This is a genomic window from Nitrosococcus oceani ATCC 19707, from assembly GCF_000012805.1.
Lineage (GTDB): Bacteria > Pseudomonadota > Gammaproteobacteria > Nitrosococcales > Nitrosococcaceae > Nitrosococcus > Nitrosococcus oceani.
This window is the reverse complement of record NC_007484.1, coordinates 1,597,832-1,621,266: the sequence shown is the minus strand read 5'-3', so window position 1 is coordinate 1,621,266 and position 23,435 is coordinate 1,597,832. Positions and strand designations below refer to the sequence as shown.

The following is a 23,435-nucleotide window of genomic DNA, read 5'->3' as shown; positions in this document are numbered from 1 at the left end:
GCGGGGGGTTCTTTTGTCTGAAAGGGCGATTTTTGCCCTTTTCCCCCAAGGAGCTGTAAAACATGAATAAACTAATTCTCTTATTCTTTCTTCTCCCCCTGGCGGCAAGCGCCGACTATACCGGGCGCGTGGTGGGGATATCAGATGGCCACACCCTCAAACTTCTAGCTGCCGGTAACCTGCAAGTGAAAGTCCGCTTGGCTGAAATCGACACCCCCGAAAAACGCCAGCCCTACAGCAACCGAGCGCGGCAAGCTCTCTCTAGCTTGGCGTTTGGGAAGCAAGCGCGAGTCGTGGTAGAGAACGTTGACCGCTGCGGGCGCACTGTGGGCCATGTGTTTGTTGATGGCGTGAATATTAACCGGGAAATGGTCCGCCAAGGTGCGGCATGGGTCTATATGGCCTATTTGCGGGATAAGTCCCTATTTGGGGTAGAGCAGGAAGCCAGAGCCGCCAAACGGGGTTTATGGGTGCTACCAGAGGCCCAACAGCTACCACCATGGGAGTGGAGATGAAGCAAACGCACACGGGCCAAGCAAGGCGGCCTCCAGGTGTGGGCCTAAGCAGTACTGCAAACAGATGACGAGCTGTGCCAAAGCGCGGCAATACTTAGCGTCGGTGTGACCACCTTAATCACAGTCTGGGTTTGAAAGCACCCTATCACTATGGTTCCGAAACGCGGAAATACCGCCCGGACTTCCTTGTCCAGATCGATGATAGCCAGGATAATCCATTGAATCTGATTGTGGAAATTAAAGGTTATCGCCGGGAAGATGCTAAAGAAAAAAACTCGCCATGGATACCTACTGGATTCCGGGCGTGAACAGTCTAAAAAGCTACGGGCGATGGGCCTTCGCGGAATTCGGGGATGTCTTCGACATGCAACATGACTTTGCCAAAAAGGTCGAAGGAGCGTTTAACGAGATGATTGAACATGCGACAGGTAGCCGCCAATAAAGAAAAGCTGCTCCCAGTCCAATCAAAGTACACTATGATAGTGTACACATAATTTTCGACGAGAGGCGAGATTGTATGAAAAACATCACTTTGAGCGCTGACGAACACCTGATTGAAGCCGCCCGTCAACGGGCTGCTAGCGAGCATACCACCTTGAATGCCAAATTCCGGGAATGGCTGGAAGACTATGTTCAGCGCCAGCAGCAGGCAGATGAAGCGATGGCCTTCATCAGGGAGTTGAGAAAACACGTGCGTACCGGTGGCCGTAAATTCAGTCGGGATGAGATGAATGAGCGCTAGTTTTCTCGATACCAATGTTCTGGTTTATCTATTTGACGAGGAAAATCAACGCAAAAGTGACATTGCCCAAGAAAGGGTATCCCAAGCGCTGAGAACGGGTGAATCAATTATCAGTTTTCAGGTGGTGCAGGAAACCTTGAACGTCATTACAAAAAAGCTGTTGGTACCGGTAACTCCTGAACAGGCGGATACGTTTTTAACTGGAACCCTAGTCCCACTGTGGAAGGTTAACCCAAGCCGTGAACTCTACCGACGAGGTCTGAACATCCAGTCCCGCTACCAATACAGCTTTTACGATTCTCTGATTATCGCCGCCGCGCTGGAAGCTGGTTGCAAAACACTGTATAGCGAAGACTTGCAACAGGGGCAGCGAATTGAACAACTCACCATCAAAAATCCGTTTATGGAATAAACTGTGGCCAAACGGAAAAGCTATCCCAAACGAGTCGAAACCTTAACCCATGACGATGCTGCTCGGGTAAATATCCCCACAGCGGAATATGAAGCCATACTCCACGACAAAGACAAAAGCGCGATTCCCGTGGCCTACGAACGGCGCAACCGGGATCTTGATCCGCAATTAGTCTGGCGCGGCAAGGATGAGCAGGACTGGTCTGATCTCGTTGTTCACGCGCCGCCCCTTTATATTCAGGAAAAAGTCCACCCCAAAGCGTTGATTGACGACTTGCGTCGGCAGCCAGTAGCGGGTGGCGGGCGGTCAGCGGATAGGGAGCAGCAGTTTGATCTGTTTGCCGACTTTAATGGCCTGCCGGATGAGGCGGCAAAAACCGAGTTTTACCGGCATGAGGCCCGCTGGTCCAACCGGATGATTTTGGGCGACAGCCTTCAGGTGATGGCGTCACTGGCGGAGCGGGAAGGCTTGCGGGGAAAAGTGCAAGGTATACCATCGAAACGCGAATGGCAGCAAGGCGAGCGCGGCTGCCTGCTGTGCGATGCACGCAGGCAGGTCGGGAACAGCCAAGGGAGGCTTAGCCGCGAACTCCAACTTAAATAGATATTTATTTATACCTTCAAAAATTTATACAAATTCTATGTACCGGCAAAAAATATTATCTTTCCTCGTTTTTGGGTTGGTAGTGCTGGCCTCAGGGACCGCAAGCGCCCAAATTCACCATCAACTGCATATTAACTTGGACCCGGACAGTCATCGTCTCACGGCGGTAGATACCCTTACCCTGCCGAAGGAGATATCCTCTCCGGTAACTTTCCGCCTTCACTCGGGCCTCCAGCCTCAAGCCAACAACCCAGAGGTACGGCTTCGGCGAGTGAGAAAAACCCAATTTACCGAGGACTATGCGGTCGATCTTCCCCCGGGAGTCCGCCAGTTCACCTTGGAGTACAGCGGTGAAATCTTTCATCCTATTGCCCCCATCAGCGAGGAATATGCCCGCAGCTTTAGCGCCTCGCCGGGCCTCATTGCCCCCGAAGGGGTTTTCTTGGCCGGTCCCAGTTACTGGTATCCCCATTTTGGCGAGGGCATGGTGACTTTTTCCTTAACCACCCAGCTTCCGGCAGGATGGCACTCGGTCAGCCAGGGGAAGCGCTCCTCCCCCCCTGAACAGGAGGGAAGCACCGAGGAAACCTGGACCATGGATCACCCCCAGGAAGAAATCTATCTCATAGCAGGTTCCTTTACCCCATACCGGGAACAAGCCGGTCAGGTGGAAACCCTGGCGTTTTTGCGCCAGCCCGATCCCGCCCTGGCCCGCAAGTATCTCGATGCTACTGCCCAATATATCGAGATGTACCGCCAATTGATTGGCCCTTATCCTTACCAAAAATTCGCCCTGGTGGAGAATTTCTGGGAGACGGGCTACGGGATGCCCTCCTTTACCCTGCTGGGGTCCCGGGTCATCCGCTTTCCCTTTATTCTCCGCTCCTCCTATCCCCATGAAATTCTTCATAACTGGTGGGGTAACGGAGTCTATGTGGATTACGATTCCGGCAACTGGGCCGAAGGGCTGACCAGCTATCTGGCGGACCACCTGCTCAAGGAGCAGCAAGGCCAGGGAGCGCAATACCGGCGGGAAACACTGCAAAAATACGCTGATTATGTGCGGGAAGGACGGGATTTTCCCCTGACCGAATTCCGCAGCCGCCACAGCGCCGCTACCCAGGCTGTGGGCTACGGCAAAACCCTGATGCTGTTTCACATGCTGCGCCAGCAATTGGGTGATTCAGCGTTTATCCAGGGCCTGCAACACCTTTACCGCCAGCACCGGTTCCAAGTCACCAGCTTCCAGGAAGTCGCGGAAACTTTCAACCAAGTAAGTGAGCAACCCCTGCGCGCTTTCTTTAAACAATGGGCCGAGCGCACGGGCGCGCCTTCTTTGAGAATCCGGGAAGCACACGCCCAACCCCTCGACGAGGGCTATCTACTGACAGCCACTATCGAGCAGCTTCAGCCCGGCAAACCTTATCAATTAGACTTGCCTCTGGTTATTTATCTGGAAGACGCCGAGGAGGTTTATCAAACCCGCCTTTCCATGGAGAAAAAAACCCATTCCCTAAAGCTCCAGCTACCGGCCCGTCCCCTGCGGCTGGAGATAGATCCCCAATTTGATGTCTTCCGGCGGCTCCACCACAATGAAATACCGCCGGCCCTTAGCCAAGCCTTTGGCGCTGAGCGGGCCCTGGCCGTCCTGCCCTCCCAGGCCCCCCAAGCGGTGCGGGAAGGCTACGCCGCCATGGCCCGAAGCTGGCAGCGGGGACGGGAAAATTTGGTAATCACCACCGATGCGGAGCTGGACGCGCTACCCACGGATCGCGCTGTCTGGCTGTTCGGGTGGGAAAACCGCTTCCGTTCCCAGTTTAATGAGGCGCTGAGCGATTATGCTTACCAGGCGGATAAAAACGGCCTCAGCCTGGAAAAGAACAAACTCCAGCGGCAACAACACTCGGCTGTGGTGGTCACTCGCCCGCGGAATAATCCCGATCAGGCTCTGGCCTGGATAGCCACTGATAACGTGGCCGCCATGCCAGGGCTGGCCCGCAAACTCCCCCACTACGGCAAATACAGCTATTTGGGTTTCACCGGCGCCGAGCCGGAGAATAGCCTAAAGGGCCAGTGGCCGGTGGTGAACTCTCCCATGTCGGTTCTACTGGCCGAAGATTCGCCTCCCCTCCAGGCGGAACTGCCCCCGCGCAAGCCTCTGGCGGAACTTCCTCCCCTCTTTAAAGCCCAGCGAATGATGCAGGATATCGCTTATCTGGCTGATCCCAAGCTAGCGGGCCGGGGACTGGGCACGCCGGAGCTGGACCAAGCGGCCCAGTATATTGCCGATAAGTTCCAGGCGGCGGGACTCAAACCCGGCGGCGACGAGGGAAGCTACTATCAGACCTGGACCGCAACGGCCGGCGAACCGGAACGAACCATCACCCTCCGTAACGTGGTGGGTTTGTCCCCTGGCGCCCGGCCGGAACTCCCCCCGGTAGTCGTGGGCGCCCACTATGACCATTTGGGCCGGGGCTGGCCCGATGTACACCAGGGCGATGAAGGCAAAATTCATCCGGGAGCCGACGATAACGCCAGCGGCATTGCCGTCATGCTGGAGCTAGCCCGGATTTTGGGACCCCAATGGCAACCCGAGCGCACGGTAGCGTGGGTCGCCTTTACTGGGGAAGAAGCCGGCAAGCTGGGCTCGGTCCACTATGTCCAGCGCTTGGGCGACTCGCCTGCAAAAACCACCATGGCCATGATCAACCTGGATGCGGTGGGCCGTCTTCATGACGGCGAACTCATGGTGCTTGCCGCTGATTCAGCCCGGGAGTGGGCGCATATTTTTCGGGGAGCGGGCTTTGTCACTGGCGTCCCTATTCAAACCGTGGCCCAGGATATCGGCTCCAGTGATCAAACGTCTTTCCTCAACGCCGGTATTCCCGCCGTGCAGCTTTTCACGGGACCCCATGGTGATTTCCATCGCCCCACGGACACCCCTGATAAGATTGATTCTGCGGGCTTGACCAAAATCGCTGCCGTGCTAAAAGAGGCGGTAGCGTATCTAGCCTCCCGCCCTGACCCTTTACACGGCCAATCAGTAGCCCCGGGAGAAGAGGCTCAGGATTCATCCCGTCAGGGCCGTCGCGTCGGCTTGGGCACGATACCGGATTTTGGCTGGACCGGCACAGGCGTGCGGATCTCCGGGGTTACGCCCGATACACCCGCGGAGGCGGCGGGGCTGCAAAAAGATGATATTATTATACGGCTCAATGATAAGACTATTGACACCCTGGCGGACTTCGCCGGCGTCCTACGCGCCCTCAAAGCGGGCGATTCCTTAACCATCGAATTTCTGCGCGATCAGCAGTCCCGGACGGTGACGACTCAGGTGGTCGCGCGATGACTCTTGGAGGTAAATTCATGCGAGACATCAATACTGTCGCTTCCAGTTGGCTCCTAGTGGCGACGCTCTGCGCGGGCGCTGCTGGGGCTATCGCGGCAGAACCCACTAACAGTCCCGCTTCCCCGACGGAGGAGCTTCGCTATCCCGGCGAAAAGCACCTGACCCATCTCCGTCAACTTACCTTTGGCGGCCAGAACGCCGAAGCTTATTTTTCTTTTGACGGCAAGGAGCTGATTTTTCAGTCTACCCGTGACGATTTGAAGTGCGACGCTATCTTCCGTATGGATGCGGATGGCAAGAATGTCCGCCAGGTCTCCTCTGGCAAAGGGGTGACCACCTGCTCATTTATTGCCCCGGACGACCAGGCCATTATCTATGCCTCTACTCATCTGGCGGGCGACCAGTGTCCCCCCAAACCTGACTACTCCCAAGGCTACGTCTGGCCCTTGTACGAGGGCTATGACATTTTCCGGGCTGATCCGGAAGGCGGCAATCGGGTGCGCCTGACCGACACCCCTGGCTACGATGCCGAGGGAGTTTACTCTCCCAAGGGGGACAAAATTATCTTTACGTCAGCCCGCACGGGGGATCTGGAACTGTTCATGATGAACCCGGACGGCAGCGAGGTGGAACAGCTCACTGATCAACCCGGCTACGATGGCGGGGCCTTTTTCTCCCGGGATGGTCAATGGATCGTCTGGCGCGCCTCCCGTCCCGAAGGTAAAGCCCTGGCCGATTATCAAAGCTTGCTCAAACAAGGACTCATCCGTCCTAGCCAACTGGAAATTTTCATCATGAACCTAGAGGAACGCAAACCTATCCAGCTCACCGACAATGGCGCCGCCAACTTCGGCCCCTATTGGCATCCGGATGGCAAGCACATCATCTTCTCCTCCAACATGCACAATCCCAAAGGCCGCAACTTTGATCTGTTCCTGATTAACGTGGATACCCGGGAAATCGAGCAGATCACTCATCATCCTGATTTCGATGGCTTTCCCATGTTCTCCCACGATGGCAAAAAGCTGGTATTTGCCTCCAACCGCAACGGCAAGGTGGAAGGGGAAACCAATGTCTTCATGGTAGATTGGCGCTGGTAACTACTTTTAGCGGGGTTTGGGATAGCTACTAGCAAAAAAAACCCCGGGGTAAAACCCGGGGGTAAAGGAGAGGCATATAGGTACAATAATGAAGCTGTAACACGAACATGGGATGCCCTTGAAAAAGCTGGCATCCCACGTTTACTGCTGTGTTGGGCATAAGATACTATTGTTTGTTGGACTCAAGAAAGTGCCACAACAATAATTTTTTATGGTACCAAAAAAATCTATAGGTATATTTTCTATGGAACCAGCCATCAGAGGCCACTATTACACGTGTACTAGTGCCTGAAAATACCCACAAGCATGTTGAGCAAGTTCAATCCCCGAACCTGCTGGCAAGGAGGTTATTTGCCCAGTGTACCGCCCCATCCGATTCTAGCTAGCGTAGAGGCAAAGCATTTATTTTCCTACCCTATTGGGCCAAATTACACCACGCGAGGCCATCTGAAGTGGGCAAATCCGCGATGGTATGCTTGCGGGCCCCTTCCGTCCCATCGGTGAGTTCCTTCATGGAAAAAAAGGCAAGGCTGTCCGCGCCGTTGGTGGAGATATAAGCCGTCTGTCCATCCGGCGAAATCAACGCTCCCCAGGGCGCGCTGCCTTCACCCGTGCTGACCGTCTCGATGATTTTATGGGTTTTCAGATTAATTACCGTTATGGAGTCAAGGTCGTGGTTAACGGCAATGAGCGTATTACCGTCGGGGCTGATGCCCAGATCCGTGGGGAAGCCTGGGTTAAGAGGCGTTCCAGCAGGATTAGGATCAGGGATTTCGACTACCCGCTTTGCCTGGTTGCCGTCCACCTGGATTTTCCATACTTCATGACTTGCCTCGGCGGCGACATAAACCGCCGATCCATCCGGCGCTGATACGATCCCGTGGGGTCCATTGGCCGTGTCCGCCGCCAGGGTCACATATTTCACGGTAGGTACAGCCGCCGTTGGATCAAACACAGCAATATCTTCACTGCGGGCTGCATTCGCCGTGCCTTTGGTAATGCTCCCATTGAGCGTGACGTAAACGACATCATTCCTTGGGGCGGCCACCGCCCAAGGTCCGTTTTTAGGGGCAGCCACCCCCCAGGGACCGCTTGTCACCGAAACTTTGGTCGCTAAATGATTATCAGCGGTAGCAATAATCGCCACCGCTGATTGATCCTGGAGGGCGGCAAAGACCTGAGAACCATCCGGGGATATTTCCACATGCCAGGGGGTCGTTCCCTGGCCAAATTCCACGGTTTTTTTGACTTTATCCGTTGCTGTATCCACGACGCTCAGGTTGTGGGTTTCTGGATTGGTGACATAGGCCGTCGCCCCATCCGGGGCGCAAATCACATCATGGGGCTTCCCACCGACAGCAACCGTCCCTAGCCCTTTCTTGGACTTTGGATCCACGATTCCCAACGCATCCGGCTCCTCCAGGGTGACATAAAGCTTCGCCTGGAGCCCTTGATTATCCTGCCCTGAACCGCTGCTTTCCGCGGCTAGAACACTATCCGTAGCACTTAGCATCAGCCCTGCTCCCCCTGCTAACAAAGCCACCATAAAACCATCAATTTTTTTCATCGCTAAACTCCTTATTCGTGGTGGGTTACTGGCTCGCTTCGGCGTCACCGTCGAGGCTTTCATTAGGAAGTTTGGTATAAAGTAACGCTGAGTTAAAGTTACTTTCTACCTTCAAAGCCTGAATTCTATTGATCAAATTTCTAGCTCAGCGGAGATCTCCAGGCAATCTTGTGGCTGAAGAGGTTTAAAGAGGACAAAAAACCAAACCCAGATGTTTCCATTTCGATTATTGAAAAAAACGCCAAAAACGTGGGTAAACGTCTACTCTATCCCCTGGCTAATTAGCGCGATTTTTCTGGTTGGAATTAACCTGCGTCCAGCCCTTACCAGCCTTGGACCGGTACTGCCGGAGGTGCGTTCCGAAACGGGCCTGGGTGCCTGGGGCGCCAGTTTGCTCACGACCTTGCCCGTGCTCTGCCTGGGATTATTGGCGCCTCCCGCGGCCCGCTGGGGACGGCGCTGGGGCATTGAACGCCTGCTGGCAGGGGCTTTGCTCCTCTTGGCCGCCGGCACTGGACTGAGGGGAATGGGCGGGCTTTATGGCCTGTTTGCCGGCACCCTAATGGCTGGGTGCGCCATCGGTATCGCCGGGAGCCTGCTCCCAGGAATCGTAAAACGGGATTTCCCTCGCCATGCCGGTCCTATGACGGGCCTTTACACCATGGCCCTGTGCCTTGGGGGGGCACTGGCTGCGGGCCTGACCGTCCCCCTCGCTCAATGGTCGGGGCAAAGCTGGGAAGGGGCATTAAGCGCTTGGGGATTGCCCGCCCTGGCTGCGGCGCTGCTGTGGTTTCCCCTGGCTCGTGAAAATAATAAGCAGCGAACAGACACCGCGCAACACCGTGGACTCTGGCGCCACCCCTTAGCATGGCAAGTCACCCTCTACATGGGACTCCAGTCCTCAACCGCCTATATGACCTTTAGCTGGCTGCCAACCATTTTACAAAGCCGAGGGATTCCGCCATTGCAGGCCGGCTTTCTGCTCTCGGCCTCGATTATGGTCCAGACCCTTACTGCCCTGATCGGGCCTTCTCTCGCCACCTGGGGACGGGATCAGCGGGCCGCGATCATGGTGATGCTCGCCCTCACCGCCACAGGGCTAGCTGGCGTGCTTTATGGGTCCATGCTCTGGGCATGGTTCTGGATCACCTTAATTGGCCTGGGGATGGGCGGGGCATTCAGTATTGCCCTAGTGCTAATCGTATTACGCGCGCCCAATGCCGAGATTGCCGGAGATCTTTCCGGCATGGTCCAAGGAATAGGCTATGTGCTGGCGGCCTTGGGTCCGCTGATATTAGGACTCATTCCCGAATACTTGGGGAGTTGGCAATGGGCCGGCGTGCCCTTCGGGGCGGCCTTGATGGGGGCCGCCTGGGCAGCCCTAGGAGCGGGGCGCGACCGCCACATTCACCTTTAAGTTTTATGTAATTTCAGGAGGCTATCTCATCAGGCACGGGAGCGGGGACGATGATGGGAACGGCCCTTGGGATAATCTCTATCTCCACGCTGGAGCGACCAATAATTTCCCCATCGCCCCGCACCGGCAAATTCTTTTTTGCCGTTACCTTTATATTTTTTTCGGCCCATAAATAGTCCGTATGGGGAGATTCCTTATGCCGTCCTCTCAAGGCATGCCACAAAAAAGACGAGTAATGGAGAAGGCCCCGGGTTCGGACAATACAAATATCTACTTTCCCGTCATCAGGCTTGACCTCTTCACCCCAGCGCAGGGTAGCCGCTCCCATGGCGCCTACGTTAGCGATCATAATAAAAGCGGCTTTAATGCGCTGCCGCTGACCGTCCACAACGAGGTCAAAACGCCATACCCGAGTGCCGATAAATTCGGCTATCCCATTCCAGATATAGGCGAGTTGGCGAAAACGCCGTTTAGCCTCCACGCTGGTTCTCTCCGCAATGCGCGAATAAGAACCCAGGCTAATATGAGAAATCAAAACCTGACGGCCCACCCGCATGGCATCAATCTTTCTTATGGCACCCCCGGTAACCACGAGTTGACAGGCGGACTCCAGATCTAACGGGATGGCCAACTCACGGGCTAGTAAATTGGCCGTGCCCACTGGGATAATACCCAGAGGAATCGGGCTGTGGATTAACTCACCGGCCACCATCGAAGCGGTGCCATCACCGCCCGCTGCAACGATGACGCTATAGTCTTCCTCCCGTGCCTGGCGCACAATACTGGGCAAGTGCTCTTTGCCGGTGGTCTCATAAATTTCGTAGCCTACATCATGCTGCTCGCAGTATTGCTTCAGAGTAAACCTGACCCGCTCGGCGCTGCAACTGCCCGCGACCGGATTAAGAATGAGAAATAGGCGCGAATTGGGCGAGCCTGGTTCTAGCGTCTTTGTGGTTGGTGTAGATTCTACATTATCGTTATGTAAAGATTTCATATCCATTATCCTTAAACAATCCATCTCACGGATACTTTGCATGGCAGTTCCAGAATAAACATAGTGAAGTGTCCCCAAAAGGCAAGTTTTATTCCAATTAAATAAACTTGCAAACAGCGCGCCAGTAATAGATTTGACTCTGGCGAGTACCTTCGTTTTCAGGACAATAAAAAAAGTGGTGATTTTTTATTTATATGCTATTCTTCCAATAGAAAACGTTTTACTATTGTGGTATTGAATATTATTTTTCTAACTTTCAATAGAGTATAGAGGCAATTCTCAAATGGCGGATAACTCTCCAAAAAAAGAAGTGGATGAATTAAAGGATGAACTTAGCCAACTACGTAAAGATATGGGAAGCGTAGTTTCAGCAGTAAAAAACTTGGGTCAGAGCACAGCCCGAACTACCAAAACCAAGGCCGAGCAGGAACTAGACGAAATGCTTGAGAAATTAAACCGAGCCTATTTGTCGGCCCGCGAAGGGGGCGAACGGGCGGTCACATCCACCTATAGCGAAATTGAACGGCACCCACTGGCTAGCTTGGGTGTTGCCTTTGTAGCTGGATTAATTGCAGGTAAACTGTTCTCTCAAAAATAAATCGTGACTGCCTTTGTCGAAGTTTTTCTAGCTGCGATCGAACTGATCAAAGCAGAACTGCAGCAATCGAAAATAAATCTTTTTTCTTTCCTCGCCGCACTAGGTTTTTACCTGGCAGGGGTATTTTTTCTTATCATAGCATTGGTTTTAATATTGGTATCCATCGGTTTGGCATTAGATACCGTATTTTCAATGCCTATTGCTGTACTCATTACCGGGGCGATAGCTATTTTATTCGGTCTGCTGTTAATCTTCTTTGGAAATTTAAAACTCCGGCGATAATTTTGGATTTTAATCATGGCGGCTATAAAAAATTCTAATATCACTCCTGAAGAAAGGATAAGCCAGGCACGCCTGCGTTTACTAGCCGCAGCACAAATGGGAGCTGCACGCTTACCTTCGAAACCCTATAAAAAAACGACTCCTATCCCCGCTATTGCTTTCGCTTTTACTGCTGGCTTCGTTGCCGGTTTCTTTCCATCAATATCAAAAACTCTCTCCCAGGAAGCCAGCCCCCTTTTACGCCTTTGGCTGACAAACCGAATGGGAAAAAATACCCCCTAAACTATAAAACCTTACCTTTACTTGAATTCACGCCTAAAGGCCCTTTGTATAGGAAAAGGGAGGTAAAGTAATATGGTTGCGCTATAGACTGCTTCAGCGCGGCTAATAGTGCATCACTGACACTGCCCGCAAAATAGACGGCGGCCACACAGAGCCAGAGCGTTTGCAGTTCCAGTGCTCTTTTATTTCTTTACACCCTCACCTCAATCACCTACTTGATACTCCCCTTCTTGAGGGCAGGGAGAACGTCAAAAATCGCCACAAAGAATCTACCTTCTACCATGGGGGAATTGGATGGCCATTTTTAACATAGTTTCAGGGATTATCTCACGCCTCTTCATCCTTATGCGGTCTCTACCTTGTATTATGCTACTCTTTTACTAGGCTATGAAGATTACTCTGAAAAAAACTAGCTATAAACCTTATGCGCGGTGCTCCCCCTCCTTATTTAGCCAATTTCGATTCTGCCTCTGCAATGCTGCGGGCGCTTAGCCGTTTTTTAAATGGCAAAGATTTTCCAGCACTTGGTCAGTCGAGACTGCTTGAGCCCCTCACCCAAATGGTGAACTGGCTACCCTCCACAGCTCGAAAAAAAATTTTTGCACTGGGTGGATCTTTTGAGGCGGTCGCACCAGAAAAAATGCCTCAAGTCAGCGCCGAAGCAGTTGCCCATTGGATGGTTAACCAATATCCCAGACGGCAGTATCCAGCGATGATGATAGGCTCTTCTAATGGTGCGCTCATCCATCTATGCGCCGCCTTACAGATACCCTGGCTGCCCCAAACCTACCTTATTCCTGTGCGCCAAAGTACTGATCCTGACGATCCGAAGCAAGCATTAAAACTCGGACGGAAAGCAGGACAAGCGCTTTTAGAGGCTAATCCTGAGCTCCAACTGCATCATATGCATGACCCCAGCCAAGATCGCCTCATGGTTCAGTACATCACCTATTTTCGGGTTAAGCGCCGCTGCCTGGGACCCAGCTATGAGCGCTTTTTGAAGGATCACCTAGCCCCCGGCGGCACCCTCTTTGTGGTTGATTGCCAACGCACCTGGCCCACCACCCAAGTGGGCGAACGGTATGTGTTTCAGCATGGAGCAGTGGGCGGAGTTAGTGAAGAGGAATACCTGCAGGGCGGGCCACGGGTAAACCACTTCCTTGAGCGCATGGGCTCCTCCGTACGGCATTGGGAACCACCTACCCCGGATGGGGAAAGCCCTGAAGCAGAATGGGGGTTTGAACCGCTCCTTGGCGAAGATATCAAAGCCTTTGCCAAACGGCAAGGACATCATGTTAAACGTATTGTGTTCAGCCAGCCGGAGCAAGTGAGTCCGCTGGTGGCCGATCTCTATCAATGGTGGTATGGTCAGCGGGGCATACTATCAAACCGGCTCCTAATAGAATCCTTTATCCTCATGGAGCCGTGGTGGACCCTGCGACTTGGCGCCGTACCCTTTTGGATGGTATTCAATATGGAGCCTTCGGCCCAGCGCCTTGAGAACTATCTCAACAGTAGAGCACCTTATGATAACATCCATATGATGTTATTTGCCCATGGGGTAGAAAGCATTGGACTCCCCCCTATCGAACGCTGGCAAGCCCTGCTTAAGCAGGCGCGTGGAGTAAATGGGTTTATCGGCGTTGACACAAAATCCTATCCGAGTGATTTTTCCACCTTTGCGCGCTATCATAAAGACTTACACAAAATTCACGGCCGTCATCCACTTCCCTCTCCGCTTTCTCTCAACCAACTCTACGAATTTTTAGCCCAGGCGGACAACCGCTACGCCGTGCATTGGCGATCCTAATCCCCCGCTTTAATTAAAAAAGCTTAGCAGACTTTCCTTCAAGGAAGATCGACTGGATTCTCCAAGACATCTTCCACATAGAGCATCTGCACCAATACCAATATCACCACGGCAAAAGGCGTAGCTAACAATACGCCAAATACACCAAACGCCATTCCCATGGCTAACTGTACCGTCAGAATGAGAGCGGGTGGAAGCATAATAGCCCGTCGCTGAATTAAGGGAGTAATCAGGTAGCTTTCTAAAGTTTGAATAATAGTATAGAGCAGTATTACGTACAATGCGCTCATTGGCCCTTGCATCCAGCCTACTAGCACGGCGGGCACCACCGACACTAAAGGCCCTATATTAGGAATAAATGATAAAACCGCCGCTAAAAATGCTAAGGCGGCCGCCGAAGGAATACCCAGCCACAGCAACCCCCCCCAGGTCAAAACACCTACCACCGCCATCGAAGCAATCCTTCCCACCAGCCACCAACGCAACACATGCCCCAATTCACTTAGAACCGCTCTAAACCGTGCTTGCTTGCGCTTAGGAAACAAATATATGACACCTCTTATATAAACGTTAGGCTCTACGCTAAAATAAAGGCCATTAGCAAAAATAATCAGAAAACTAGCTGCCAGTCCTAACAGGCTAGAGAAAACTCCTGCTATTCGAGTAAACATTTCTTGCGTGAGAAAAACCGATTTATCTTGCTGGAGAAAACGATCTAGTAACCCATCAGCAGCCTCATGCCTTTTTACGAATTCCCGGAGCTGCTCCACTGCTTGCGGGATAATTTGAGCAAGATCATTAAAATTATTCGCGATTGTCGGGCCTAATAATAAGGCGCCTATGACCATACAATAAAATAATAAAAATACCACTAAAGTAAGCGCCCAACCCATGGATAGAGGCACCCGGTCACTCAACCATCCGGCAGTACCGCGCAAAAATACGGCTAATAATATACCTGCAAATACCAGCAGTAATAGATGGGCAAAATACCCAGCAAAGAATAAGAAAATAATTGCTACGGCAGTAATGCCTAACACAATTAATACGCGGTATGTAAAAAAATTTACTGGAAGATCCACTGCTTTCATCAATCTTTTCCCCTACGCTGTTAACTCTCATTGATTGCAGGCAATAATAAAATTAGCACATAGTCGAAGCACCTTTTTTCTCTGCCTACTCCATCCCGAAAGGGGTAGCAAGAAATGCCAGCAATATCATGCCAACATCACTGCTCTAATTCTTCGAGCATTCCAGAAAAACGCCACATCGATTTACACTCCTGCCTATTCCAAAATTAGCTGTTCAATCCACTGGCATATTTTCCTTAGAAGGATCAGGTTCATTCTGAGCCACCGCTCCCGTTACCCCAATAGCCGCCTGCTTATAACCAATGATAGTTTCTAAAGAAAAATAATCAGGGGAAATAAGCCAGTTAATAGCAATTTACTGATGTTGCTCAACACGCTTGATTTTTGCCAATGGCATCTGAAGTATTTTATTCATTCTTGCACAAGGATGCTGGAACCGGACGGCCTCTACTTCGATTCCATTCATAAGGATAACCCTTACCCGGATGAAGGTATCATCGTTAATTTTGCTAATAGGTTGTTGCACCATCTCTTTCCATGTAAATTGCCGTTTATCTATGGAAACTCCTTCTAGAATCGAACAAACATAGGTCCATAACCTCTCTTCTCTAGAATAACTATATTTATACTACTCTGGACGAGGGGGAGTAACTTGCTACAACCCCTTCCAGCCTTCTCAGAAAGCGTGTGCAGAAAAACTTTCTTTTCTAGAAAATATTTTTTAGGTATAGCCTGTTTCTCCAGAATTAAAATAAAAATGAGTTTATTTCTTATAAGAATTGGCTAAATTTCCCTAAAGATAAATGACACGCCACACTTCAAAGCCTAGTGCAAGGAGGAGTATGCGCCAATCTAAATCGCAAACAGAGGAAGAGGCGGTAAAAAGTCGTCTGGAGCAGCTAAAAAAGATATTTATAACCCGCTGGGTTGAGGTCGACAATCTGTTCATTCATGCCCGGGTCAACACAGAGCAGGCCCCAGATAATGTTCTACCCGTAGTATTGGTCCACGGCCTCGGACTTTCTAGCACCTACCTGCTCCCCATTGCCGCTGAGCTCGCCCATGAGCATCCCGTTTATGCGCCTGATCTCCCCGGCTTTGGCCTCAGCGCCAAACCAAAGCGGGTGTTGAATGTCCAGCAATTAGGAGATGCGCTCGCAGCTTGGATAGAAGCCACCGGGCTACCGCAAGTAGCACTGCTCGGAAACTCCTTTGGCTGTCAAATTATCATCGAATGCATGGCGCGCCACCCTGAGCTAATAGCTTGCGCTATTTTGCAAGGACCCACCACGTCCCCCTCAGAACGGAGCTGGTTCTGGCAATTCGTGCGCTGGCAGCAAAATTCCAACCCCAAACCAATGGGAGAAATTGCCCGGCAAGATTATCGTGCATGCGGTATTTACCGACTAGCACGTACTTTTCAGTACTCTATCCGCCATCGTCCGGAAGATATTCTCGCTCAGATTAAAATACCTGTTCTAGTGGTACGAGGAAGCGATGATCCTATATGCCACTCGGAATGGGTAGATGAAATTGTCCACCTTCTACCCGGCGGTAAAAAAGTTGTCATTCCAGAGGTACAGCACACGTTGGTATGGACTGCTCCTAGCCAGCTCGCAGAAGTGTGCCGGCCTTTTTTAGCGAACGCTACTTCTCTAGGATAAACATAAAAACTGATCCTGCCGCGATCCGAGAAGCGGCCCCTTAGCTTAATGGGATTGTTGCAAGGAAAATAAAGAAAACTATACTTACTAATAAATACATTATTTATACAGATTAATGGATAATGATAGGGAGGAAATACGTATGGCAAATTCCAACATATCTCAAAATAACGGAGTCAAGAGCACCGCATCCATTGCGGGACACCCCATTCACCCGATGTTGATTCCATTCCCCATAGCCTTTCTAGTTGGCGCTTTATTAACCGATATAGCCTACCTTGCAACAGCCGATTTTTTCTGGGCCAGAGCCTCGCTTTGGTTAATCGGCGGCGGTTTTATTACTGGAGCACTGGCCGCTGTTTTTGGCCTAACTGATTTTCTTACTATCCCAAAGATTCGGGCGCACAAAGCTGCTTGGATTCATTTTCTCGGTAATGCGACCGTATTGCTGTTGGCGCTGGCTAATTGGCTAATGCGTTTAACCGAAATGACTACCCCAATCCTCCCCTGGGGCTTATCTCTTTCCGCGCTCACCGCGGCTATTTTACTGGTGACAGGGTGGTATGGAGGCGAGTTATCCTACCGGCATAAAATCGGTGTGACCGGACATACAATTAAGTAGGAAAAACGCGATCGTGTTTCTAAAACAGAAACACGATCACGATACTTGCAGGAAAATTCCAGGCGGCTTTTTATTCAAAATAAAAAACATCTAAAGTTTTTACTCTTGACAACTTAAAGATTGAAAACTAGCTTAACAAAGGGCAGCTTTTTAAATGTTAAGAGACCATTGGAAAATTAAAAATTAGGAGTAAAGCTAACTCTTTTCTATCTCTCGCACTGCTAGCAGTCGTACTGCACTTCATGGGGCTGGCTTGGATCACCTTTTAGAAGTTATTTGGATTTTATTTATTATTGCTCTTATTTTATTGATAGTGTTCTTAGTCATGAAGGGAGCGTCTTCGGAGATTAAAGACTGGTCATGCTAAAACCCAATTTTATAGTTGAAACTCACACTTTATAAGAAGTAAAGGACGCCTATTGTGCTATCAACAATCTGCCTAAAAGGAAGATCTCCTGCTTTCGGCGAGAACGGAATGGATAGACGTGAAAGCAAAGAGGCTTATTTATCCCCTGTGAAGAATGGGTGAATTTCATCATCCCGCTTTTGAGCATCCTCCCTACCTAGTTCCATCATATGGTGAAGATAGTCGGCTGAAACATTATAGAAGCCCTACTAATCCGAACCAATTGAGTGGACGGGGGAATTGCAGGATCACAATATTTTTGCAGCTAGCTATCATTAAAGTTAAGAAAGGTTACTAGCCTGCACTGGCCGCTAACCCCAATCTTCCACGAAGCTTTACCCCAGCACAGCAAATAACAACAGAAAGTATATGGATTACAATTTATAGAATAGGGATAATTGAAATAACTTTAGCAGCCCCTCCATAGGCGCGTTAATAAAGTAGGGTAGCCGCATAATCTGTCAGGAGAAAGCAATGGCCAAACAGTACGTCAGGTGGCTGGAAAACCTGGGTTCCCATGATGTCCCTGTAGTGGGAGGCAAAAACGCCTCCTTGGGGGAGATGATCCAACAACTGCGGGCAACGGGCATCCGGGTACCCGAGGGTTTTGCTACCACGGCTCAGGCTTATTGGGAGTTCCTAGAGAGCAATCATCTTAATAAGAAAATCGCCCACCAGCTAGAAGAACTCAGGAAGGATCGGCAAGAATTATCGAAGGTCGGCAAAACCATACGAGGGTGGTTCTACGAGGCCGACTTCCCTGCTCCCCTGGCGCAAGCTATTACGCAAGCCTATCATCAGCTAGCCGATCACATCGGGCGTCAAAACCTTGATGTAGCGGTGCGCAGCAGCGCCACGGCCGAAGATCTTCCGGAGGCAAGCTTCGCTGGTCAGCAGGAAAGCTTTCTCAATATCAGCGGAGAAGAAAATCTGCTCGATGCCTGCCGGCGTTGTTTTGCTTCCCTGTTTACCGATCGGGCCATTATTTATCGCGAGAATCACGGATTCGATCATCTGAAAGTAGCGCTTTCAGCGGGTATCCAAAGAATGGTCCGCTCGGATAAGGCCGGCGCCGGGGTGATGTTCTCCATTGACACGGAAACCGGATTTCCTGATGCGGTGCTAATCAATGCCGCCTGGGGACTCGGAGAGAGTGTGGTGCAAGGAATCGTGGACCCGGACGAATATATGGTTTTTAAACCCTTACTTAAAAATCCCGATTACCACCCCATTATCAAGAAAAAAATAGGCGAAAAAGCCCTAAAAATCGTTTATACCACAGAAGGTAAAAAACCTACGCAAACCCTCGATACAACCAAGAAAGAGCGCCTTCATCCGGTATTAAACGATGAAGAAATTCTCACCCTGGCCCGGTGGGCAACCACCATCGAAGATCATTACGACCTCCCCATGGATATTGAGTGGGCTAAAGACGGAATGACCCATGAACTTTTTATTGTCCAGGCCAGACCAGAAACCGTTCAGTCTCGCAAGGAGACCTCCTTGCTTCAGACCTATACCCTAAAGCAAAAGGGGGAACAGTTGCTCAGCGGACTTAGCATTGGCAACGCCATTGCAGCAGGCAAGGTCTGCAAATTACATAGCGCTGCCGAGATCGATCGTTTTGAAGATAATGGGGTGTTGGTTACAGAAATGACCGATCCGGATTGGGTTCCCATTATGAAACGAGCTGCCGCCATCGTGACCAACCATGGGGGGCGCACTTCCCATGCGGCTATCGTCAGCCGGGAGCTAGGACTCCCCGCCGTTGTGGGCACCGGTAAGGGTACTGAGATTTTACAGGGCGGCCAAGCAATTACCGTCTCCTGCGCTGAAGGGGATGAAGGTTTTATCTACGAGGGCATTGCCGATTTTGAAACCCAGGACATTTCCCTAGAAGATATTCCCAAAACTAAAACTCAGGTCATGCTTAATCTGGCGCATCCAGCAGGAGCCTTGCGCTGGTGGCTATTGCCTAGCGATGGAGTAGGCTTGGCCCGGATGGAGTTTATTATCAATAATATCATCAAAATCCACCCCATGGCGCTTGTCAAATGGAATGAATTGGAAGATCCGGAAGCCCGCCAAAAAATTGATGAATTAACGGCCACCTGGGAGGATAAACCCCAATATTTTGTCGATACTCTGGCCCAGGGTGTTGCCCGCATTGCCGCATCCCAATATCCAAAACCCGTCATTGTTCGTATGAGCGATTTTAAAACGAACGAATATGCCGCCTTGATTGGCGGCCATGCTTTTGAACCCAAAGAACCCAACCCCATGCTCGGATGGCGCGGCGCAAGCCGTTACTATAGCGAGGATTACCGGGAGGGTTTTGCCCTGGAATGCCAGGCCATTCGAAAAGCCCGAGAGGAAATCGGGCTTGATAATATCATTATCATGATTCCTTTTTGCCGTACTCCCCCAGAAGCGGATAAGGTCCTGGAAGTCCTGGCCGAGAACGGATTAACCCGGGGAGAAAGTGGGCTTCAGGTGTATGTCATGTGCGAGATTCCTTCTAATATAATTCTAGCCCGGCAATTCGCGGATCGTTTCGATGGGTTTTCCATTGGCAGCAATGATCTGACTCAATTAATTTTAGGCGTGGATCGGGATTCGAATAGACTCGCACCACTCTTTGACGAACAAGATGATGCTGTCAAAGAAATGATTACCACCGTTATTCGCCATGCCCATGAGAAGCAGCGCAAGGTGGGTCTCTGTGGTCAGGCCCCCAGTGATTATCCAGAATTCGCTCATTTTCTAGTACAAGCCAATATCGATTCAATTTCTGTTAATCCAGATAGTTTCGTTAAGGTCAAGGAACAAATCGCTGCGGCTGAAAACGAAGAAAGATAATCGCGGCAGGGAGGAGACATTCGTTGGGATTAGCGCGATCCTAGTTCATGGAAATACTCCTCCATAAATTTTCCCAATACACTTTGCTGCGCTCTTGCCTTCAGCTTGGAGGCAGGATTTATTTCCCTTAATATCTTCCCTAGCAAAAATAGCAAATCTATACGATCAGATCCTAAAAAGAGAACCATTTTCTGGTGGCAAAAAAAACAGGAGCAGCTATGCTTATTTAAAGCGTAGAAAAACTTTTGTTGTTAAACCGATAATTAAGAGGTTATTAAGTTTATGGATTTGGTACGTATTATATTTGCAATTTTGCTGCCTCCTCTAGGCGTATTCTTGCAAGTCGGCCTCGGTGGTCAATTCTGGTTGAATATCCTACTGACTCTGCTTGGTTACATTCCCGGCATTATTCATGCCGTATGGATCATTGCAAGACGCTAAAAAGACTTAGGACTAAACCCATGGCTTTGCCGCCCCAGCCACCACCCGATGATCCTCAGCTTCGCATCCACCAGGAGCGCGAACGACTTGCTAAGCTGGCTTACTGGCTGGATGATCGGTTCCGCATTCCAGGCACCAACTGGCGGATCGGAGCGGATGGCTTAGTCGGTCTCATCCCAGGGGTGGGGGATGGGATCACCACGGCCGTTTCCGCCTACCTAGTGCTCGAGGCACGGCGCCTAGGCATATCCAAGGCCGTGCTGATGCGCATGATCTGGAACGTGGCTATCGACGGCCTCGTGGGTACCGTGCCTTTGGTGGGGGATTTGTTCGATATCCGCTGGAAAGCTAACCGTAAAAATATGCAACTGCTTAACGAACATCTTGCCAAGATTTATGGGCCAGAACAGTCCCCCACAACACAAAAAATCCTATAATAAATCCCCCCTTCACGTTTATACAACCACCACCCTACCTTCCAAAGTAGCGCTGAAGGTGGGTGGCTAGCGCCTAAGGAGATAATGCCGGAGGTATGCGACAATTGATATTTCCTCTTTAAAATATCTCCTACAATTTAAAAGCTTGATAAAGCAATTAAACCTCATGAGAAATTACAGGAATATGTTCCATAAGCTAAAAAAAAATATATTACAAATTTATCGAGGAAAACGTGGCGAGCGCTTTACTAAACATTATAAATTTCAGCAGAGAAAAAGCGGAGAAAAATCCTGGAAGACTCCTTTTTATATAGTAATGGGTCTTTTATTGGTGGTTGCCGGAGTCCTCATTTCCATCCCGCCTATCGGAGTACCCGGTTTTATACTAACCCTATTAGGACTTAGTTTACTGGTTAGCCGCTTGAAAATAGTGGCTGTTCTATTAGATAAAGGAGAAGTTGCTTTTCACCAGGTTATCAAATATTGCAAAGAAAAAATTAACCACTACCTTAAGAAATAGAAAACACATGATAATAAACTAAGACAGCTCTGGGCACCCTTGTGGGTGTGAATATTATCACTACATCGAACGCTATCAACAACAAAGAGAAATCGCGGGAGCAGGTTCCGCGCCAGAAAAGAATCTTAAGTATTAAGCAAGAAGCTAATTTATTTACCCGGTAAATCCCAATACTGTATCAGGGCTAACCCCCATGGTAGTTTTTTTCATGAAAATGGGGCGATGCTAGCTCTGGATGATCGCTGCGGTATACTAAAAAAGCAATTACCTCGGCCCCAACGGTCTTTTCTCCCCCAGCAAAAAGATCACAGGTCAGCGTATATTTACGTTTATCTTTAATGTCCGTGACGTAGGCTCGCAACTCTAGAGGACCATCCATGGGTGTAGGCTGAAGATAACGGATATAGAGGCTGCCCGTGGCAAAACGATAATAGGGCTCCGAGCCCAAGGAACGATGCTCGTCTCGAATGGCGGTCGCCATAGCGGTTGCCATGCAATGGCAATCAATAAGGGTGGCAATGATGCCGCCACAGGTAATTCCCGGCCAACCCTGATGGGCTGCCTGAGGTTGCCAAAAACAAACCGCCTCATTGCCTTGCCAAAAGCTCTGAACATGGAGGCCGTCAGGATTTTCTCTTCCACACCCAAAACAGATTTGATCCGGCATATAGGCTTGAAAGTATTGCGGCTGAGTCATACTGGGAATTTAGAATTAATTTTATTCACAGCTAAAAATAACCATTTTCTATATTCGCCCCTTTCCGCGAGATTTACCCTTTTTATCAATGAACTGCTGCCAGCGCCTTACGCTGATCTTCCAAACCATCCCAAAATGCAGCTACGCCAGCGAGCATTTCGTTACCATAAGAGATGAATTCATTTTCTTTAATTTCACGAGAAAAATAAACCTCTTCCAGTTCTTCCTGGGTGTGGCGAGCATGCTGGGCTTCGAGCCGGCTATGCCAAGTAAAGAACGCCAATGGAAGAGCTATCCCGGTGCGCCTGTTGAACTTCGAAAACCCTTCGATAAGTTCATCCCAAAATCCTGCTGCTGCCCAATTTTCTACGGCATAACTCGATGCCTGAGATATCCTATAATCTTCGCTACCGTATAGACGATTGAGCTCATCACAAAAAAATAACGTCGCTGGCGTACCTTGGCTTCGCTTTCCTACCTCATTAAAGCCTAACCCTATTTTATGCGCGATCTGCAATAACCATTCAAAATGAGCCGCCTGAAACCGGAAAACTCCCCCCTCTACGGTTCCTTCGGTAGAAACGAGCTTGGGATCGCCCTCACGCTCAAGATCCGAAACTTTTTTAACCTTCCCTCTTCCTGGATTGAACACTACGCCAATTTCATTGGCGAGGATTTCTTTCGAGGCCCGCATACTCTCCAAGGAATCGGCATTAATAGTCTTGAATAATTGTGCAACTAGAAATTGGTTTGAAAATACGGAGAATTGCACAATAAAGGCTTTAATCTGTTCCAGATTTTGTTCGCCTCGCTTGAACCAGTCCGTATAGCGATTATGGAGAATAATCCGATGACTCAATAACTCCCTGTTGATACGGTCTTGGAAGGATAAAAACCGCCTCGCCTTGGAAGTAGAGTAGCCGGTTCGTCCTTCCATTAGCGCCTGCAGGGAAGGGGCGCTCAAGCCCACAAGATGATGCTTTTCGGCAAAGTTATGTAACTGCTGGACAGATGTATTCATAGTCTT

At 50.3% G+C, this 23,435-nt stretch carries 22 protein-coding genes and 1 pseudogene; 18 read left to right on the top strand and 5 right to left on the bottom strand.

Annotation, left to right across the window (positions count from 1 at the left end; genetic code table 11):
* The first annotated feature begins 62 nt into the window (after positions 1-62).
* The 7 genes and pseudogenes from NOC_RS07895 to NOC_RS07870 all read left to right on the top strand — a co-directional run bounded on the left by NOC_RS07895 (position 63) and on the right by NOC_RS07870 (position 6,721).
* Entirely contained in the window at positions 63-515 is a 453-nt protein-coding gene (locus tag NOC_RS07895) for a thermonuclease family protein (protein ID WP_002808705.1), read from the top strand.
* 116 nt (positions 516-631) lie between these two features.
* Positions 632-957 (top strand): annotated as a pseudogene (locus tag NOC_RS18615) (restriction endonuclease); the annotation flags it as partial.
* A gap of 75 nt (positions 958-1,032) precedes the next feature.
* Positions 1,033-1,257 carry a hypothetical protein gene (locus tag NOC_RS07890; RefSeq protein ID WP_002809474.1) on the top strand — a complete coding sequence of 75 codons (225 nt, stop codon included), beginning with the start codon at positions 1,033-1,035 and terminating at the stop codon, positions 1,255-1,257.
* Entirely contained in the window at positions 1,247-1,669 is a 423-nt protein-coding gene (locus NOC_RS07885) for a PIN domain-containing protein (RefSeq protein ID WP_002811146.1), read from the top strand. Before NOC_RS07890 ends, NOC_RS07885 begins: the two co-directional genes overlap by 11 nt.
* A 3-nt stretch (positions 1,670-1,672) precedes the next feature.
* Positions 1,673-2,272, top strand: coding sequence for a hypothetical protein (locus tag NOC_RS07880; RefSeq protein ID WP_002809911.1), 600 nt, complete (start codon positions 1,673-1,675; stop codon positions 2,270-2,272).
* A 37-nt stretch (positions 2,273-2,309) separates the two neighbouring features.
* Positions 2,310-5,621, top strand: coding sequence for a M20/M25/M40 family metallo-hydrolase (locus NOC_RS07875; RefSeq protein WP_002809008.1), 3,312 nt, complete (start codon positions 2,310-2,312; stop codon positions 5,619-5,621).
* 17 nt (positions 5,622-5,638) lie between these two features.
* Entirely contained in the window at positions 5,639-6,721 is a 1,083-nt protein-coding gene (locus NOC_RS07870) for a TolB family protein (RefSeq protein ID WP_244860114.1), read from the top strand.
* A 415-nt stretch (positions 6,722-7,136) separates the two neighbouring features.
* Here NOC_RS07870 and NOC_RS07865 read toward each other — a convergent pair whose 3' ends face one another.
* Complete coding sequence (locus NOC_RS07865; RefSeq protein WP_011330661.1) at positions 7,137-8,288, bottom strand: YncE family protein; 1,152 nt, start codon at positions 8,286-8,288, stop codon at positions 7,137-7,139.
* Positions 8,289-8,499: 211 nt separating this feature from the next.
* Between NOC_RS07865 and NOC_RS07860 the strand changes: the two genes are divergently transcribed.
* Positions 8,500-9,705 carry a CynX/NimT family MFS transporter gene (locus NOC_RS07860; RefSeq protein WP_002810100.1) on the top strand — a complete coding sequence of 402 codons (1,206 nt, stop codon included), beginning with the start codon at positions 8,500-8,502 and terminating at the stop codon, positions 9,703-9,705.
* A 13-nt stretch (positions 9,706-9,718) separates the two neighbouring features.
* On the opposite strand, the gene NOC_RS07855 is transcribed toward NOC_RS07860, so the two are convergent.
* On the bottom strand, positions 9,719-10,699 hold the full coding sequence (locus NOC_RS07855) for a diacylglycerol/lipid kinase family protein (RefSeq protein ID WP_011330660.1): 981 nt from the start codon (positions 10,697-10,699) through the stop codon (positions 9,719-9,721).
* Positions 10,700-10,982: 283 nt separating this feature from the next.
* Here NOC_RS07855 and NOC_RS07850 point away from each other — a divergent pair, with 283 nt between their 5' ends.
* The 4 genes from NOC_RS07850 to NOC_RS07835 all read left to right on the top strand — a co-directional run bounded on the left by NOC_RS07850 (position 10,983) and on the right by NOC_RS07835 (position 13,671).
* A complete protein-coding gene (locus NOC_RS07850; RefSeq protein ID WP_002811168.1) occupies positions 10,983-11,297 on the top strand; it encodes a DUF883 family protein in 315 nt (104 codons plus the stop codon).
* Between the two features lie 3 nt (positions 11,298-11,300).
* Complete coding sequence (locus NOC_RS07845; RefSeq protein ID WP_002808925.1) at positions 11,301-11,579, top strand: phage holin family protein; 279 nt, start codon at positions 11,301-11,303, stop codon at positions 11,577-11,579.
* A gap of 15 nt (positions 11,580-11,594) precedes the next feature.
* The gene (locus tag NOC_RS07840) at positions 11,595-11,861 is read left to right on the top strand and encodes a hypothetical protein (protein WP_002809887.1); all 267 of its coding nucleotides are present in this window, start codon (positions 11,595-11,597) and stop codon (positions 11,859-11,861) included.
* 424 nt (positions 11,862-12,285) lie between these two features.
* On the top strand, positions 12,286-13,671 hold the full coding sequence (locus tag NOC_RS07835) for a hypothetical protein (protein WP_002809725.1): 1,386 nt from the start codon (positions 12,286-12,288) through the stop codon (positions 13,669-13,671).
* Positions 13,672-13,709: 38 nt separating this feature from the next.
* Here NOC_RS07835 and NOC_RS07830 read toward each other — a convergent pair whose 3' ends face one another.
* A complete protein-coding gene (locus tag NOC_RS07830) occupies positions 13,710-14,762 on the bottom strand; it encodes an AI-2E family transporter (RefSeq protein WP_002808749.1) in 1,053 nt (350 codons plus the stop codon).
* 842 nt (positions 14,763-15,604) lie between these two features.
* Here NOC_RS07830 and NOC_RS07825 point away from each other — a divergent pair.
* From NOC_RS07825 to NOC_RS07800, 6 genes are all read left to right on the top strand, one after another.
* Positions 15,605-16,426, top strand: coding sequence for an alpha/beta fold hydrolase (locus NOC_RS07825; RefSeq protein ID WP_002808729.1), 822 nt, complete (start codon positions 15,605-15,607; stop codon positions 16,424-16,426).
* A 142-nt stretch (positions 16,427-16,568) separates the two neighbouring features.
* On the top strand, positions 16,569-17,048 hold the full coding sequence (locus NOC_RS07820; protein ID WP_011330658.1) for a DUF2231 domain-containing protein: 480 nt from the start codon (positions 16,569-16,571) through the stop codon (positions 17,046-17,048).
* Between the two features lie 880 nt (positions 17,049-17,928).
* A complete protein-coding gene (gene ppsA / locus NOC_RS07815; RefSeq protein ID WP_002809954.1) occupies positions 17,929-20,313 on the top strand; it encodes a phosphoenolpyruvate synthase in 2,385 nt (794 codons plus the stop codon).
* Between the two features lie 282 nt (positions 20,314-20,595).
* Positions 20,596-20,754 (top strand): YqaE/Pmp3 family membrane protein, encoded by a 159-nt coding sequence (locus NOC_RS16825; RefSeq protein ID WP_002808819.1) that lies wholly within the window; start codon positions 20,596-20,598, stop codon positions 20,752-20,754.
* A gap of 20 nt (positions 20,755-20,774) precedes the next feature.
* Positions 20,775-21,191: a DUF4112 domain-containing protein gene (locus tag NOC_RS07805; RefSeq protein ID WP_011330657.1), complete on the top strand. Its 417-nt coding sequence runs from the start codon at positions 20,775-20,777 to the stop codon at positions 21,189-21,191.
* Between the two features lie 184 nt (positions 21,192-21,375).
* A complete protein-coding gene (locus NOC_RS07800) occupies positions 21,376-21,711 on the top strand; it encodes a hypothetical protein (protein WP_002810894.1) in 336 nt (111 codons plus the stop codon).
* 184 nt (positions 21,712-21,895) lie between these two features.
* Here NOC_RS07800 and NOC_RS07795 read toward each other — a convergent pair whose 3' ends face one another.
* On the bottom strand, positions 21,896-22,408 hold the full coding sequence (locus tag NOC_RS07795; protein WP_002811752.1) for a PaaI family thioesterase: 513 nt from the start codon (positions 22,406-22,408) through the stop codon (positions 21,896-21,898).
* A gap of 85 nt (positions 22,409-22,493) precedes the next feature.
* The gene (locus tag NOC_RS07790; protein ID WP_002809085.1) at positions 22,494-23,429 is read right to left on the bottom strand and encodes a hypothetical protein; all 936 of its coding nucleotides are present in this window, start codon (positions 23,427-23,429) and stop codon (positions 22,494-22,496) included.
* Positions 23,430-23,435: the final 6 nt, after the last annotated feature.